Genomic DNA, 15,914 nt, shown 5'->3' with positions numbered 1-15,914 from the left:
GGGCCTGTGGCCCCGCGCATGGGGTTCCTCCCCCAGGCGCCATCTCCAAGGGCGCCGTTGACGCTGCGCGCCGGCGCCTTGGGGCCTCTCGCGCGCTCAGAACCGCATGTCGGCGGTTTCGTGGTGACCCTGTGCCTGACCATTGCCGCCGGTCTCGGAAATCATGGTGCGCAGGGCATGGAGCAGGGACTCGCGGTCGAACTTGGCCACATAGTCGTCGAAGCCGGCTTCCCGGCCCCGCTCCAGGTCGCGTTCCGAGGCGTGAGACGACAGCGCGATGAGCGGCACGCGCGCCCACTCGGGCCGCTGCCGCACCGCTTCGGCGAACTCGAAACCGTTCATCTCGGGCATCTCGATGTCGCTGATGATGGCCGAGAACCGGCGCCCCTGCTCGAACAGGGCGAGGGCCTCGGTCGGCGCGGCGGCGACGGTCACGTCGAACCCGGCCGCCGACAGCAGCGGCGAGAGCAGGTTGCGGAAGAACGGGCTGTCGTCCACCAGCAGCACCGGCGGCTTGCGCCCGCCCTGGAACGCCTCGCTCTCGGCGGTGCCGAACCAGTCGCCGAACGCCTGCGTCAGGTAGTGGCCGGTGTCGATGATGTCGGTGGCCTTGCCGTTGATCACGGCGGTGCCGATGACGCCCATCTGCTCGGCCTTCAGTTCCACCTTCAGGCGGTCCTCGACGATGTCCACGATCTCGTCGACCATCAGGCCCATGGTCCGTTCCCGATCCGAGAACACCAGCACCGGCTGGCGGCCCTCGTCCTTCATGCCCAGCATGCCGTCCACGCCGACCAGCGGCATCAACTGTCCCCGGTACTGCACCACCGGCTGGCCGTAGCTGTACTCCACCTTCTCGACGTCGATTTCCTCCAGGCGGGCCACCAGGGCCAGGGGGACCGCCTTCAGTTCCTTGGACCCGGCGCGGAAGATCAGCAGCGAGGTCCGGTCGTCGGTGCGGGTCTCGTGCATGTGCACCGCCTCCGCGGCGCCGCCGCCGCCCATGGTGGTCTCGCCGGTGGCGCTGGCGATGCCGTTGGGGTCGAGGATCATGATGACGCTGCCGTCACCCAGGATGGTGTTGCCCGAGAACATGGTGATGTGCCGCAGGATGGGCGCCACCGGCTTGACGACGATCTCCTCGGTGTCGAACACCCGGTCGACGATGATGCCGAAGGTGTAGGTGCCGACCTGGGCGACGACGATGAAGGTTTCCTCCTGGCCGCTGACCTCCTCCTCGACCGATCCCCGGTCCTCGTCCAGGCGCAGCAGCGCGGCCAGCGACACCAGGGGCAGCAGGCGATCGCGCAGGCGCAGCACGGGCGCGCGGTTGATGCGCTCGATCCGGGTGTCCGACTTGTCGGTGACCCGCACCAGTTCCAGCACCGAGATCTGCGGGATGGCGAAGCGCTCGCCGGCGCTTTCCACGATCAGGCCGGACACGATGGCCAGCGTCAGCGGGATCTTGATGATGAAGGTGGAGCCCTTGCCGGGCCAGGTTTTCAACTCGATGGTGCCGCCGATCTTCTCGATATTGGTGCGCACCACGTCCATGCCGACGCCGCGTCCGGAGACGTTGGTCACTTTCTCGGCCGTGGACAGGCCGGCCTTGAAGATGAACTGGGCGACCTGCTGGTCGGTCATGGCCTCCACGTCGGCCTCGCTGGCGAGCCCGTTCATGATGGCCTTCTCGCGGATCTTGGTCAGGTTGAGGCCGCGCCCGTCGTCGGAAATCTCGATGATGATGTGACCGCCCTCGTGATAGGCGTTCAGCTTCACGATGCCGGTCTCGGGCTTGCCGGCGGAGACGCGCTCATCGGGGTACTCCAGGCCGTGGTCGCCGGAGTTGCGGACCATGTGGGTCAGCGGGTCCTTGATCAGCTCCAGCACCTGGCGGTCCAGTTCGGTGTCGGCGCCGAACATCTGCAGGTCGATCTTCTTGCCCATTTCCAGGGCCAGATCGCGGACGATGCGCGGCAGCTTGGCCCAGGCATTGCCGATGGGCTGCATGCGCGTCTTCATCACCCCTTCCTGAAGGTCCGAGGTGATGTGCGACAGCCGTTGCAGCGGCGCGGCGAATTCCGAATCATCGGTACCGCGCACCATTTGCAGCAATTGGTTGCGCGTCAGCACCAGTTCGGAGACCAGGGTCATCAGGTTTTCCAGCAGGTCCACGTTGACGCGGATGCTCTGCGCGGCCACCGATTCCTTCTTGACGCCCTCGTTGGCGGCGCCGTCCTGGGCGGCGGCGCTGCGGGCCGGAACCTGGGCCTTGGGTTCGGGTTTCGGCTCCGGCTTGGGCTTGGCGGCCGGGGCGGGCTTGGCCTGCGCCGCCGCCTTGGCCTCCTCGGCCGCGGCCTCGGCGGCCATCTCCGCCGCCAGATCGACCTCGGAGGCGGCCCGCTTGCCCTGGGCCATGGCCTCCTCGACCTCGGCCAGCAGTTCGGCGGCCACCGGGAAGCCGCCATCGCTGACCACCGGGGCGTCGCCGTCGGCCTCGGCGGGCGCCGCCGGCTCGGCCGGCGCGGGGGCCAGCGGAGCGGCGGGAGCGGCGGGCGCGGCGGTTCCCAGGCTCTGGCCCTCGGCGAGCAGCGCCAACTGGTCCTTCAGGTCCTGATCGGTGCCCTCGGGTTCCGTCTCGGTCTGTTCCAGGTGGCCGAGGATGTCCTTGATGCGGTCGATGGTGTGCAGGATGACGGTGACCGCCTCCTGCGTGACCTCAAGCTCGCCGTCGCGGAACTTGCCGAGCACGTTCTCGCCGGCGTGCGCCAGGCTTTCCAGGCGCGGCAGCCCAAGGAACCCGCAGGTGCCCTTGATGGTGTGCACCAGACGGAAGATATTGGACAGGATGTCGCGATCGTTCGGGTTCTGTTCAAGGTTGACCAGTTCCACGTCGAGGGTGGACAGGCTTTCGCCCGTTTCGGTCAGGAATTCGCTCAGCAGGTCATCCATCACACAACCCCCGTTCACCGACGACGCCGAGACCATCCCGTCGCGGCCCGGGGACGCCACCGTTTTCCTTCGGCGGCCGGGACCCGCGAACGCGACAATCCCGCCGGACATCACATCGCGACCATGGCTTTGCTTGACCTTATACCATGCTCGGACACCGGCGTCATAGTCCGGTGGCGCCGATCGGCCCGCTTCACGTCATTCGGGAGCCGTCCCGACCGGCCGGGCGCAGGTCGAGCCGCACGGCCCCCGGATCGGTTTCCATGACCACCGTCAGGCCGAGCGCGCGGATCAGCACGCCCGTGTAGGCCCCCTGGGCGTCGCGAGGGTCGCCGGACGGCGGCGGGCCGTCGAGGCCGGCCCGCATCGCGTCCAGGGGACCCGGGCGCGGCTGTCCGGTGCCGCCGATGAGCACCTGCGCCGCGCGGGCCGACGGTGCCCGCACGCTCAGCCGGTCCGCGCGCGGCAGGGCCTCCAGCGCCACCAGGCACAGATTCAGAAGCGCCTGGACCCTGGGGCGCACCGTTTCCGGCGGCTCGCCGTGGGCGGGCACCGACCAGTCGAGCGCCGGGCGCCGCGTCCCGCCGGCCACCGCCAGATACTGGTCCAGGAGTGTGTGCGCGGCATCGGGGTCGAGGCCCCGGCCGCCGGGCGTGCCCATCGCCGCCCGCAGGAAGCGCAGGCGCGTGGTCACGGCGGCGGCGCTTTCGGTCATCAGGGCGATGACCTGGGGGTCGGGCGTGTCGCCTTCCTCGCGCAGCAGCTCCGCGCCCGAGTTGACGGCGCCGATCGGCCCGGACAGGTCGTGGCACAGCCGCGTGCACAGGGTTTGCGCCAGTTCCAGGAAGGCGCGGTCGGCCATGGGGGATCCTTTCGAGGCCATGCGCGGGCCCACGGTGGGCGGGGGCGTCGTTGGATCCGCACTGTATCCCTGGCGCCGGCCGCGCGTCATGCCCATGTCATAAAAGAGACGCCGTTTTTATACAGCGGTCCACCCTGCCATACGCGACGCGACGCAACGGCCGGTTCGGGACGCGCCCTTACGCACAGAGCCCTTACGAACAGAGGAGACGACCATGCCCGAGGCGACCATTCTGCCGTTCACACCCGGGGCCTGGGTGCGCCTGCCGACGCAGCCGGACTGGGGGCTGGGGCAGGTGCAGACCGTGGTCGGGCCGCAGGTGACGGTGAACTTCGAGAACCAGGGCAAGCAGGTGGTCAACATCGCCGCCGTGGACCTGGACCTGGTCGAGGAAGCCCGCCCGCCGCGCGGCTAGTGCAGCGACGCATTCAAGGGGTTCCCCCTTGAATGCAAACGTCGCTGCACAAAACATTGTTTCTCGTGCACTTTCGATCCAGACAAAAGAATGTGGACTGCATCTTTTGTCTGGATCAGTGCACTAGGGGCGCGACCCGCGGGGGGGCGGGTGTTGCCCCACAGGGTGTTGCATTGCCGGTCGGATCGGCGCACCAAAGGGCGATGAACCCGACCGCCGCCCGCGCCACGCCTCCGGCCCCCGTCGCTCCGCCCCGTCCCCCGCCCGGGCCGGCGGCCATCCTGTATGGCCCCGGCGCCGGCGATGTCGAGGGCTTGTTGATCGCCTTCGCCCGGGCGCTCCAGCGGCGCGGGGTCAGGGTGGGCGGGCTGGCGCAGCGCACCACCCGCGACGCCGCCGGTCGCAAGACCGGCATGGGACTTCTGGACCTGGGCGGCGGTCCACCTCACGACATCATGCAGGCGCTGGGACGGCAGTCCGGGGCCTGTTCCCTCGATTCCCAGGGCCTGACGGGGGCCACCTCGGTGTTGCGCGACGCCGTGGCGGCGGGCGTGGACCTGCTGGTGGTCTCCAAGTTCTCGCATCTGGAGGCCCGGGGCCAGGGGCTGGCCCAGGATATGCTGGCGGCCATGGCCGAGGGCGTGCCGGTGCTGACCCTGGTCCCCGAGTCCCACGCCCTGGACTGGCTGGGCTTCTGCGGTCCGACCGGGCACCTGCTGGCGCCCAGCCTGGACGCCTGCTGGCGCTGGTGGGGACCGCATGGCCTGGAGACCGCCCTGGCGGCCCATGTCCCGGCCGGGGCCACGGCGCGCCGCGTGGTGATCGGCTTCAACTGGACCCTGGTGGAGGGACCCGACGGCGTCGGGCTGGCGCAGACGCCGCGCCGCGCGGCGCACGGCTGTCAGCCGACACCGGCGCCCGGCGACCTGGCGGGGCGGCCGTTGCGGGACCTGGCCGTGGGGCTGGGCGGCGCCGATCCGGTGTTGCGGGCCGTGGGCGCGGCCGCCGTCAACGCCGCCCACAACCGCCGGGACACGCGCGGCGAGAGCGCCAACGGCCTGAACCTGTTCGCGACCCTGGCCGCCGAGGCCGAGGCGCCGGTGAGCATCGGCGCGTTTCCGGGCCTGACCGAGCGGCTGCCGCGCCTGCGGGTGGTCGAGCGCACGCCGGGGCCGGGACGGGACCCGGTGCACGCCGCCGCCACTCTCCTGCCGGGGGCCGACGCGGTGCTGCTGACCGCCTCCACCCTGGCCAACGGCACCCTGCCGGGGCTGTTGGCGCGGCTGCGGCCGGGCGCCGACGTGGTTATGGTCGGTCCGGGAACACCGCTGGCGCCGGTCCTGTTCGACCATGGGGTCACCATGCTCGCCGGGCTGGTGGTGGAGGACGCCGACGGTCTGGCGCGAACCGTTCAGGAGGGCGGCGGCGCCCGCCACCTGAAGCGCCACGGCCGGACGGTGGTGCTGCGGGCGCCGTCGGCGTGACCCTGGCCCGGGTCTGTCGTTCCGGCTATGGTCGGTGTTCAACCGTGACACCACATCAGGGACGATCACGGATCATGTCAGGGACACAACGTCAGGGAACAGGGACCCGTCCAGGATGATCGACCCCTTTGGCCGCGCCGTGACCTACCTCCGGGTCTCGGTGACAGACCGGTGTGACCTCCGCTGCCAGTACTGCATGGCGGAGAGCATGACCTTTCTGCCCAAGCGGGCGCTGCTGACCCTGGAGGAGACGGAGCGCCTGTGCCGCGCCTTCGTGTCCCGTGGGGTGCGCACGCTGCGCATCACCGGGGGCGAGCCCCTGGTGCGCAAGAACGTCATGCGCCTGTTCCGGGGCCTGGGCGGGCTGCTGGAGGGCGGCGGGCTCGACGACCTGACGCTCACCAGCAACGGCACTCAACTCGCGCGCTATGCCGGGGCGCTGGCGGACTGCGGCGTGCGCCGGATCAACATCTCGCTGGACACCCTGGATGCCGACCGGTTCCGCCGCATCACCCGGCTGGGAGACCTGGACGCGGTGATGGCGGGCATCGCCGCCGCCCGCGCCGCCGGCCTGCGCGTGAAGATCAACACCGTCGCCATGAAGGGCATCAACGAGGACGAACTGGACCGCTTGGTGGCCTGGTGCGGCGACCGGGGGCTGGACCTGTGCCTGATCGAGACCATGCCCCTGGGCGAGATCGAACCCGACCGCATGGACCACTACCTGCCGCTGTCCGTCGTGCGCGCCCGCCTGGCCGAGACCTGGACACTGCGGGACACCGACCATCGCACCGGCGGCCCGGCCCGCTATGTGGACGTCGCCGAGACCGGCCGGCGGGTGGGCTTCATCACCCCCATGACCCATAACTTCTGCGAGAGCTGCAACCGGGTGCGGGTCACCTGCACCGGCACGCTGTACATGTGCCTGGGGCAGGAGGACGCCGCCGACCTGCGCGCGCCCCTGCGCGCCGCCCCCGATGACGACGGACCGCTGCTGGCGGCCATCGACGCGGCCATCGCCCGCAAGCCCCGGGGGCATGACTTCGTCATCGACCGCGCCGGCGCCCGTCCGGCCGTGGCCCGGCACATGAGCGTGACGGGCGGGTAGGCGCGGGGGGCTGTCGGTCCGGGCGCGTCGCCGGCAAAACGGGGTTGGGGGACGGGCGCATCCGGCCTATCCTGGGACCCGCGTCAGATGGCTGGATGGCCGCCCTGGCGGGGCGGACGCGCCGCGTTCGCCCCCGTTGGGGAGGAAAGTCCGGGCTCCACGGAAACACGGTGCCGGATAACGTCCGGCGGGGGCGACCCTAGGGAAAGTGCCACAGAAAGCAAACCGCCCGTCCGCGACCCTTCGGGACTCGCCGGCGGGTAAGGATGAAAGGGTGCGGTAAGAGCGCACCGCCCCCCTGGCGACAGGGGGGGCATGGTAAACCCCACCGGGAGCAAGACTGAGGGAGAACGGTTGGCCCCACCCTCCGGTTCGCCGGGGTGGTGATGGCAGGCGGGTTTCCGCGCCGCCGTTCAGGTATGTCGCACGAGGCGTCCGGCGACGGGCGTCCCAGATGAATGGCCATCCATCGCGCCCCGAGTCGGCCAGACCGGGGCGCGGGGACAGAACCCGGCTTACAGGCCATCTGACGCCTGTCTTCCCGGTGGTCGGCCGTGCGGGCGCGACCGTCGAGCGACCGTGGCGCGGCCATGGGATGGCATGGGACGGGCGTCTCCCGCCCCCGGGTCCGCCGTCGGCGCGACCGGTGATCCATCCGAAAGACTCATGAGAATCAGACCGTTAACGCGACCGGCGATGCGCCGGTCCGGGCGTGCGCGGTGACGCATGCGCCGGGGCCGGGCGTGCCCGCCCGGGCGCCGCGTGACCGCTGGGCGGTCACCGGGGGGGCGAGGACGGGACATCCCATGGAGTCCCATGGGCTGGCCGCGGGTGCCGTCCCAGGGCCGCAATAGGAACATAAATAGAACAAGAGCGACAGGCACATTTTTCTCGGCTTCGATTCTGGGGTGAGCCTCAAGGGTTTGACAGAAAACCTTCAGTGTCTTTCTCAGAATCTTGTTGCGCCAACGACAGTCTTCGACCATCCCATGTAATGGACCCGGAATGGCATTGACGACCATGATTTCCCATGCGATACCATAAAGACCCAATCGGGGATCGGTGACCTGGCTTTCCTGGATCGAGGATGAGCCGCCGGCACGCCATGACGGACCAACCGCGGTAACGAAAGGCGAACGGCCATGGGGCTGTTCCTGTCCACATTCACGAACAAGGTGGACAGCAAGGGACGCGTTTCCGTCCCGGCCACGTTCCGTGCCGCCCTGAAGCAGCAGGACTTCCAGGGCGTCATCCTGTTCCGGTCCTACACCGATCCATGCATCGAGGGATGCGGGATGGATTACCTGGAGCGACTGAGCGAGGGGCTGGAGTCCCTGCCGACGTTCTCGTCCGACCTGGACGAGTTCACCCAGCTCGTGTTCGCCTCCAGCGTCCAGGTCCCCTACGACCAGACCGGGCGAATCGTCCTGCCGCGCGACTTGATGGAGCACGCGGGCATCACCGATCAGGCGGCCTTCGTCGGCAAGGCGCGGACCTTCCAGATTTGGGAGCCGGCCGCGCAGAAGCGGAAGATGGAGCAGTTGCTGGACCGGGCCCGCCAGGCGCCCCCCAAGGGGCCGGTGTTGCCGCCACGCGGTGGCCGCGCGGGTGAGGCGGGGTCATGACCGCGCTGTCGACCCAGGCCACGCCCCATGTCCCGGTGATGCGGGACGAGGTGGTGGAGGCCCTCGCGGTGCGCGCGGGGGGCGTCTACGTGGATGGAACCTTCGGCGCCGGCGGCTACACCCGCGCCATCCTGGCGGCTGCGCCCGGCTGCGCCGTCTGGGCCATCGACCGTGATCCGGTGGCGCGGCCGCATGCCGAGGCGGTGGCCGCCGCCTTTCCCGACCGTTTCCGGCTGATTCAGGGTCGCTTCGGCGCCATGGGTCAGTCGCTGCCCGCGCGCGGGGTCCGTGCCGTGACTGGCGTCGCCCTCGATCTTGGCATCTCCTCCCTCCAGGTCGATGACCCCGCGCGCGGCTTTTCCTTTCTGCGGGATGGTCCGCTGGACATGCGCATGGGCGGCGACGGACCAAGCGCCGCCGATCTGGTCAATACCCTGGACGAGGACGTCCTGGCCGACCTGATTCATGCCCTGGGCGAAGAACGCCATGCCCGCCGGGTGGCCCGGGCCATCGTCGCCGCCCGGGCGGACGCGCCGCTGACGCGTACCGGCGCCCTGGCGGCGGTGGTGCGCGCCGCTATCCCCGGGGCCGCCCGTCAGCAGGCGCGCGACGGCATCGATCCGGCCACTCGCACCTTCCAGGCCCTGCGCCTGCGGGTGAACGACGAACTGGACGAACTGGTCGCGGGCCTGGAGGGCGCCGAGGCCCTGCTGGCGCCGGGCGGGCGCCTGGTGGTGGTCAGCTTCCATTCGCTGGAGGACCGGCTGGTCAAGGACTTCATCCGCGACCGTTCGGAGGGCCGGCCCAATCCCTCGCGCCACCTGCCCACCGCCGCCAACGATCAGCCGCCGGCCACCTTCCGGGCCATCGGCCGCAAGGCGCGCCGGCCCGCCGACGCCGAGGTGGTCGCCAACCCGCGCGCCCGCTCGGCCCGCTTGCGGGTCGCCGAGCGCACCGAGGCGCCGGCCCGGACGCCCCTCGACCCGGGAGGCGCGCCATGATCCGGGGAATCGCCATCGTCTGGGGCGGGTTGGTGCTGGCGCTCGCCACCGGCCTGTTCCTGCTCAAGTACGAGGTCATCGCCCTGGAGGACGATCTGGCCGCCCTGACAGGGGCCATCGCCGCCGACCGCGAGGCGATCCACGTGCTGCGCGCCGAATGGAGCTACCTGAGCGAGCCCGCGTACCTGGAGCGCCTGGTGGGATCGCACCTGGATCTGGTGCCGGTCGGACCGGAGCGCATGACGACGCTGGCGGCGCTGCCGTTCCGTCCCGTGGCGCGGCCGGATGCGCCGGCGCCGCTGGCGCCGCGCGTGCTCAACCCGGGTCAGGTCGACGCCATCCCGCTGCCGGGCCGCAAGCCCATGACGGCGCCGCGACCCCTGGCCACCCTGGTGACCCTGCCCCTGCATCCATCGAGAGGTCGGCCATGAGCGCGTGCCTGTTCCCGCCGCGCCGGCGCGGCCAGTTTCTCTATCCCGGCGACGAGATCCGCGATGTGCCCGGACGCGATCCGCGTCAGGCGGCGCGCGTGGCCCTGGACAGCCCGACCAAGGCGGCCATCGAGGTGGGGCGGACCCGCCTGGCCGTCACCGCCGGGGTGTTCGTCATCGCCTTCCTGGTGATCGCGGTGCGTCTGGTGAACCTGATGGCGCTGTCCGACGGACGCGCGCACGAGACGGCGGACGCGGCCCTGCCGGCGGCCCAGGCGGTCGTGCAGCGGGGGGACGTGCTGGATCGCAACGGCGTGGTGCTGGCCACCAACCTTCCCACGGTCAATCTCTACGCCGACGCCCGCCAGGTGCACGACCCCGACGACACGGCGGCGCGGCTGGTGTCGGTGCTGCCCGATATTCCGTTCGAGACGGCCCGGGCGCGGCTGGCGTCTGGTCGCAGCTTCGTCTACCTGCGCCGCAACCTGACCCCGCGCGAGCAGGATCTGGTCAATCGCCTGGGTCTGCCGGGGCTGGAGTTCGAGGCCGCCGAGCGCCGGGTGTTCCCGCAAGGCCGTCTGGCGGCGCACGTGCTGGGCGCCACCGACGTGGACAACCGGGGCATCGCCGGGATCGAGCGCGCCTTCGACGACCGCCTGGGGACCGACAACCGGCCGCTGCGCCTGTCCCTGGATATCCGCGTGCAGCACGCCGTGCGCGAGGTGCTGGCCGAGGCCGTCGATCGCTTCCAGGCGCTGGCCGGCGCGGCGATGGTGATGGATGCCCGCACCGGCGAACTGCTGGCCCTGGTCAGTCTGCCCGACTACGAGCCCGAGCGCTTCGGCGCGGCTCCGTCCGAGGCGCGCTTCAATCGCGCCACCCTGGGCGTGTACGAGATGGGTTCCACCTTCAAGCTGGTGAACACGGCCCTGGGCCTGGAGGTGGGCGGCTACCGCCTGACGGACGGCTTCGACGCCTCCCATCCGCTGCGCATGGCCGGCTTCCGGATCAAGGACTTCCATGCCCAGGGGCGGTGGCTGTCGATCCCCGAGATCCTGGTGCACTCCTCCAACATCGGCTCCGGCAAGATGGCGCTGTCGGTCGGAGGGGAGCGGCAGAAGGCGTTCCTGGACCGCCTGGGACTGCTGTCGCCGGTGTCCATCGAACTGCCCGAGGCCGGGGTGCCGCTCTATCCGGAGACCTGGCGGCCCATCAACACGGTAACGATTTCCTACGGCCACGGGATCGCCGTGACGCCGTTGCATCTGGTGACCGCCACGGCGGCGCTGGTCAATGGCGGCGTGCTGCGCGCGCCCACGCTGTTGCGGCGCGGGTCCGGGGCGCCGCCGGGCGGGCGGCGGGTGCTGTCGGTGGAGACCTCGGACAAGATGCGCCAGCTCATGCGCATGGTGGTGGAGGAGGGAACCGGCGGCAAGGCGGACGTGCCGGGCTATCTGGTGGGCGGCAAGACCGGCACGGCCGAGAAAGCCAACGGCGGCGGCTACCGGGCCAAGGCCCTGCTGCCGTCCTTCGTGGCCGCCTTTCCGATGGACGCCCCGCGCTACGTGGTGCTCGCCATGCTGGATGAGCCCAAGGGCCTGCCGGAAACACACGGATTCGCGACCGCCGGCTGGAACGCCGCGCCCACGGCGGGCGCGATCATCGCCCGCGTGGCGCCGCTGCTGGGCGTGACGCCCCGGCCGGCGATCGATGGTCCTCCCGACGGTGTCCGGCTGGCGGTGGCCGGCGGGGGCCCGGGGCTCGGGGAGGGGGCGATCGGTGGTCCGCCTCGCTGACCTGATCGCCGCCTTGCGGACGGGGGCGTCGTCGCCAGGGATGGCCGGCGCCCCGGTCCGCACACCGGACATGGATGCCGGTCGGAACAGCATCGCCGGCGCGTGCACGAGCGCGACCGCGCGCGAGAAAGACGAAGGGAGCGTCATGGGCCGTCTGTCGCATATCGGCGCGAGGCACCTCGCCGATCTGGAGCCCGGTCTGGAGATCGCCGGTCTGACGGCGGACTCGCGCCGCGTCGCGCCCGGGTTCCTGTTCGCGGCCCTGCCCGGCACCACCCGGGACGGACGCGCGTTCATCCCCGAGGCCGTGGCGCGCGGCGCCGTGGCCGTGCTGGCGCCGCTGGGCACCCGCGTGCACGATGCGCGGCGCCCGGTCCAGCTGATCACCGAGGCCAATCCGCGCCGTGCCTTCGCCCTCATGGCCGCCCGGTTCTTCGGTGCCCAGCCGGACACCGTGGCCGCCGTCACCGGCACCAACGGCAAGACCTCGACCGCCGTGTTCACCCGTCAGATCTGGGCGGCGCTGGGCCTCAAGGCCGGCAGCCTGGGGACCCTGGGCGCGGTGGCGCCGGGATACGAACGCGCCAGCACCACGACCACGCCCGATCCGGTCGCCCTGCATCGGATTCTGGCGGAGATGGTCGCCGCCGGTTGCGATCATCTGGCGATGGAGGCGTCCAGCCACGGCTTGCACCAGTATCGCCTGGACGGCGTAAGGGTGCGCGCCGCCGCCTTCACCAACCTGACCCACGATCACCTGGACTACCACGGCTCCATGGCCGCCTACCTGGCCGCCAAGGCGCGCCTGTTCACCGAGGTGATGGCGCCCGGCGGCGTGGCGGTCCTGAACGCCGACATGCCCCAGGCCGAGGATCTGGCCGACGTTTGCCGTGGTCGCGGCCATCAGGTGCTGACCTACGGATATCGCGGCGCCGACCTGCGCCTTGAAAAGGTGCGCCCCACGGCCTGCGGCCAGACCCTGACCCTGCGGGTGCTGGGCACCCGGCATCGGGTGTGCCTGCCGGTGGCGGGCACCTTCCAGGCGCATAACGCGCTGGCGGCGCTGGGCCTGGTGCTGGCCTGCGGCGCCCCCGCGAGTCCGGCGGCGGCGGCGCTGGAGACGCTGACCGAGGTGCCGGGCCGCATGCAGAAGGTGGCCACCCTCGATCACGGCGCGGTGGTCTACGTGGACTATTCCCACACCCCGGACTCGCTGGAAACCGCGTTGACGGCCCTGCGTCCGCATGCCGCCGGGCGCCTGGTCTGCGTGTTCGGCTGCGGCGGCGACCGCGACCGGACCAAGCGCCCGATCATGGGCGAGATCGCCGCCCGCCTCGCCGACGTGCCCATCGTCACCGACGACAACCCGCGCGGCGAGGATCCGGCCGCCATCCGCGCCGCCGTCATGGCCGCCTGCCCGGGCGGGCGCGAGATCGGCGACCGCGCCGAGGCGATCCGGGCCGGCGTCGCCGCGCTGGGTCCCGGGGACGTGCTGCTGATCGCCGGCAAGGGGCATGAGCAGGGCCAGGTGGTCGGCGACCGCGTGCTGCCCTTCGACGACGCGACCCAGGCCCGCGCCGCCGTGCGCGACCGTCGCCAGGGGGAGGACGCGACATGACCCAGTCCGTCGCCTCGCTGTGGACCCATGACGAGGCCGCGCGCGCCACCGGCGGCCGGGCAGGGGGTGCCTGGACGGCCACCGGCGTGTCCATCGACAGCCGCTCCGTCGCGCCCGGCGACCTGTTCGTCGCGCTCAAGGGGCCGAGCCTCGACGGCCACGACTATGTCGCCGCCGCCCTGGAGGCCGGCGCCGTGGCCGCCCTGGTTCATCAGGCGCCGGCCGGCGTGGACCCGGCTCGTCTGCTGGTGGTGGATGACACGTTCGCGGCGCTCCACGGCCTTGGCCGCCGGGCCCGCGCCCGCGCCGCCGGGGTGCGGGTCGTGGGCGTCACGGGCAGCGTCGGCAAGACCGGCACCAAGGACATGCTGGCCCTGGCCCTGTCGTCCCTGGGGTCGACCCATGCCACCCGGGGCAACCTGAACAATCACTGGGGGGTGCCGCTGACGCTGGCGCGGATGCCCGCCGACACCGCCTTCGCGGTCATCGAGATGGGCATGAACCACGCCGGCGAGATCGCGCCGCTCACGCGGCTGGCGCGGCCTCACGTGGCGATCATCACGGCCATCGCCTCGGCGCACATCGCGTTCTTCGGCTCCGAGGAGGGCATCGCCGACGCCAAGGCCGAAATCCTGGAGGGTCTGGAGCCCGGCGGCGTGGCCGTTCTGCCCCGTGACAGCCGCCATTTCCGGCGGCTGGCGCGGGCCGCGCGCCTGGCCGGGGTCGCGCGGATCGTCGGCTTCGGCGCCCATGCCGAGGCCGAGGCGCGCTTGCTCGACCTGGCCAGCGATCCGGGCCGCCAGCGGGTGTTCATGGTGTGCGAGGGCGCGGCGCTGGGCTACCCGCTGGGGCTGGACGGGCGCCATTGGGCGTTCAACAGCCTGGCGGTGGTGGTGGCGGTGCGCGCCCTGGTTGCGCCGGGCGCCGACGTGATGCCGGCGGTGGCGGCCCTGGGCCGCATGACCTCGCCGGAGGGACGGGGCGAGCAGAGGGAGAGTGTCATGCCGGGCGGTCGTTTCCGGTTGATCGACGAAAGCTACAACGCCAGCCCGGTGGCGGTGACGGCGGCGCTGGAAACCCTGGCGCTGGCTCGCACCGGACCGGGCGGCCGGCGCATCGCCGTGCTGGGCGACATGCTGGAACTGGGGGCGGAGGGGCCGGCGCTGCATGCCGGGCTTGCCGCCTCGGTTCTGGAACATGGGATCGATGTGGTGCATACCGCCGGCCCCCTGATGGCGCACCTGCACCACGCGCTGCCGGCCGGGCGGCGTGGTGATCACGCGTCCTCCAGCGCCATGCTGGCGCCCCGCGTGACGGCGGCGGTGCGGCCGGGCGATGTGGTGATGGTCAAGGGGTCGCTGGGCAGCCGCATGAGTCTGGTGGTCCGCGCCCTGCTGGCGCTGGCCGGAGCCGAGGCGCGTGTCGAGGACGAGCCGGCCGCGTAGGGCGGCGCACAGGGGACGCCAGGTCACATCGGGGCCTGTCGGGACACACATACGGACGGCGGGACAGGACCGGGGAATGCTCTATCTATTGTACCAGTTTTCGGATCAGGTCGGCGCGCTGAACGTCTTTCGGTATCTGACGTTCCGCAGCGGCGGCGCCGTGATGACGGCGATGCTGGTGGCCTTCGTCTTCGGGCCGGCCATCATCCGCTGGCTGAAGCGGCGTCACGTCAACGGCCAGCCGATCCGCGAGGACGGTCCCGAACGCCATCTGGAGACCAAGCAGGGCACGCCCACCATGGGCGGCATCATGATCCTGCTGGGCGTGGCCGTGGCCACCCTGCTGTGGGCCGACCTGTCCAGCGGCTATGTCTGGGCGGTGCTGATGGTCACGCTGGGCTATGGCGTCCTGGGCTTCGCCGACGACTACCTGAAGGTCACCCGCCGCCACAGCAAGGGCCTGCCGGGCAAGTCCAAGCTGCTGGGCCAGATCGTGCTGGCCGTGGCGGCGGCCGTCTGGATCGCCTCGCTGGGCGACAACGGCGAGAGCACCAGCCTGGCCTTCCCGTTTCTCAAGGATCTGCTGGTGGACCTGGGCTGGGTCTACCTGGCGTTCGCCGTGTTCGTGATGGTCGGTGCCTCCAACGCCGTCAACCTGACCGACGGCCTGGACGGCCTGGCCATCGTGCCGGTCATCATCGCCGCCGGTGTGTTCACGCTCATCGCCTATCTGGTGGGTAACGCCGTGTTCGCCAACTACCTCCAGATCCACCACGTGCCCGGCACCGGAGAACTGGCGGTGTTCTGCGGCGCGCTGATCGGCGCCGGCATCGGCTTCCTGTGGTTCAACGCGCCGCCGGCCATGGTGTTCATGGGAGACACCGGCTCGCTGGCCATGGGCGGTGCCCTGGGGGCCATCAGCGTGGTCACCAAGCACGAGATCGTGCTGGCCATCGTCGGCGGCCTGTTCGTGCTGGAGACGGTCTCGGTGATCGTCCAGGTGGTCAGCTTCAAGACCACCGGCCGGCGCGTGTTCCACATGGCGCCGCTGCACCATCACTTCGAACAGAAGGGGTGGGCCGAGCCCACCATCGTCATCCGCTTCTGGATCATCGCCGTGATCCTGGCGCTGATCGGTTTGTCCACCCTGAAGCTGCGCTGAGATCCCCTGATCCTC

General features: G+C 71.1%; 12 protein-coding genes and 1 other RNA gene. 11 read left to right on the top strand and 2 right to left on the bottom strand.

All coding sequences use genetic code 11. The annotated features are described in order from the left end of the window. Positions 1-96: 96 nt before the first annotated feature. Together GGD89_RS15680 and GGD89_RS15675 are read right to left on the bottom strand one after the other, a co-directional pair. Positions 97-2,952 carry a hybrid sensor histidine kinase/response regulator gene (locus GGD89_RS15680; RefSeq protein ID WP_184047014.1) on the bottom strand — a complete coding sequence of 952 codons (2,856 nt, stop codon included), beginning with the start codon at positions 2,950-2,952 and terminating at the stop codon, positions 97-99. A 193-nt stretch (positions 2,953-3,145) separates the two neighbouring features. Further along, positions 3,146-3,814: a histidine phosphotransferase family protein gene (locus tag GGD89_RS15675; RefSeq protein WP_184047012.1), complete on the bottom strand. Its 669-nt coding sequence runs from the start codon at positions 3,812-3,814 to the stop codon at positions 3,146-3,148. A gap of 214 nt (positions 3,815-4,028) precedes the next feature. On the opposite strand from GGD89_RS15675, the gene GGD89_RS15670 reads away from it, so the two are divergent. The 11 genes from GGD89_RS15670 to mraY all read left to right on the top strand — a co-directional run bounded on the left by GGD89_RS15670 (position 4,029) and on the right by mraY (position 15,899). Beyond that, positions 4,029-4,229 (top strand): DUF3553 domain-containing protein, encoded by a 201-nt coding sequence (locus GGD89_RS15670; RefSeq protein WP_184047010.1) that lies wholly within the window; start codon positions 4,029-4,031, stop codon positions 4,227-4,229. Positions 4,230-4,432: 203 nt separating this feature from the next. Next, positions 4,433-5,713: a DUF2478 domain-containing protein gene (locus GGD89_RS15665; protein ID WP_184047009.1), complete on the top strand. Its 1,281-nt coding sequence runs from the start codon at positions 4,433-4,435 to the stop codon at positions 5,711-5,713. Between the two features lie 115 nt (positions 5,714-5,828). Continuing rightward, complete coding sequence (gene moaA / locus GGD89_RS15660; RefSeq protein ID WP_184047007.1) at positions 5,829-6,821, top strand: GTP 3',8-cyclase MoaA; 993 nt, start codon at positions 5,829-5,831, stop codon at positions 6,819-6,821. Between the two features lie 83 nt (positions 6,822-6,904). Beyond that, an RNA gene (rnpB, locus tag GGD89_RS15655) (RNase P RNA component class A) lies at positions 6,905-7,355 on the top strand. A 608-nt stretch (positions 7,356-7,963) separates the two neighbouring features. After that, on the top strand, positions 7,964-8,446 hold the full coding sequence (gene mraZ / locus GGD89_RS15650) for a division/cell wall cluster transcriptional repressor MraZ (RefSeq protein WP_184047005.1): 483 nt from the start codon (positions 7,964-7,966) through the stop codon (positions 8,444-8,446). Beyond that, entirely contained in the window at positions 8,443-9,447 is a 1,005-nt protein-coding gene (rsmH, locus tag GGD89_RS15645; protein ID WP_184047002.1) for a 16S rRNA (cytosine(1402)-N(4))-methyltransferase RsmH, read from the top strand. The genes mraZ and rsmH overlap by 4 nt, the downstream gene beginning before the upstream one ends. Then, positions 9,444-9,878, top strand: coding sequence for a cell division protein FtsL (gene ftsL / locus GGD89_RS15640; RefSeq protein ID WP_184046999.1), 435 nt, complete (start codon positions 9,444-9,446; stop codon positions 9,876-9,878). The genes rsmH and ftsL overlap by 4 nt, the downstream gene beginning before the upstream one ends. Next, positions 9,875-11,674 carry a peptidoglycan D,D-transpeptidase FtsI family protein gene (locus tag GGD89_RS15635; RefSeq protein ID WP_184046996.1) on the top strand — a complete coding sequence of 600 codons (1,800 nt, stop codon included), beginning with the start codon at positions 9,875-9,877 and terminating at the stop codon, positions 11,672-11,674. Before ftsL ends, GGD89_RS15635 begins: the two co-directional genes overlap by 4 nt. A 145-nt stretch (positions 11,675-11,819) precedes the next feature. Continuing rightward, complete coding sequence (locus tag GGD89_RS15630; RefSeq protein ID WP_184047072.1) at positions 11,820-13,292, top strand: UDP-N-acetylmuramoyl-L-alanyl-D-glutamate--2,6-diaminopimelate ligase; 1,473 nt, start codon at positions 11,820-11,822, stop codon at positions 13,290-13,292. Further along, entirely contained in the window at positions 13,289-14,737 is a 1,449-nt protein-coding gene (locus GGD89_RS15625) for a UDP-N-acetylmuramoyl-tripeptide--D-alanyl-D-alanine ligase (protein ID WP_184046993.1), read from the top strand. Before GGD89_RS15630 ends, GGD89_RS15625 begins: the two co-directional genes overlap by 4 nt. 76 nt (positions 14,738-14,813) lie before the next feature. Next, positions 14,814-15,899, top strand: a complete 1,086-nt coding sequence (gene mraY / locus GGD89_RS15620; RefSeq protein ID WP_184046990.1) for a phospho-N-acetylmuramoyl-pentapeptide-transferase — start codon at positions 14,814-14,816, stop codon at positions 15,897-15,899. Positions 15,900-15,914: the final 15 nt, after the last annotated feature.

Source organism: Roseospira visakhapatnamensis, from assembly GCF_014197915.1.
GTDB classification, from domain to species: domain Bacteria; phylum Pseudomonadota; class Alphaproteobacteria; order Rhodospirillales; family Rhodospirillaceae; genus Rhodospira; species Rhodospira visakhapatnamensis.
Note: the sequence above shows the minus strand (reverse complement) of the source record. Positions and strands in the feature narration are given on the sequence as shown.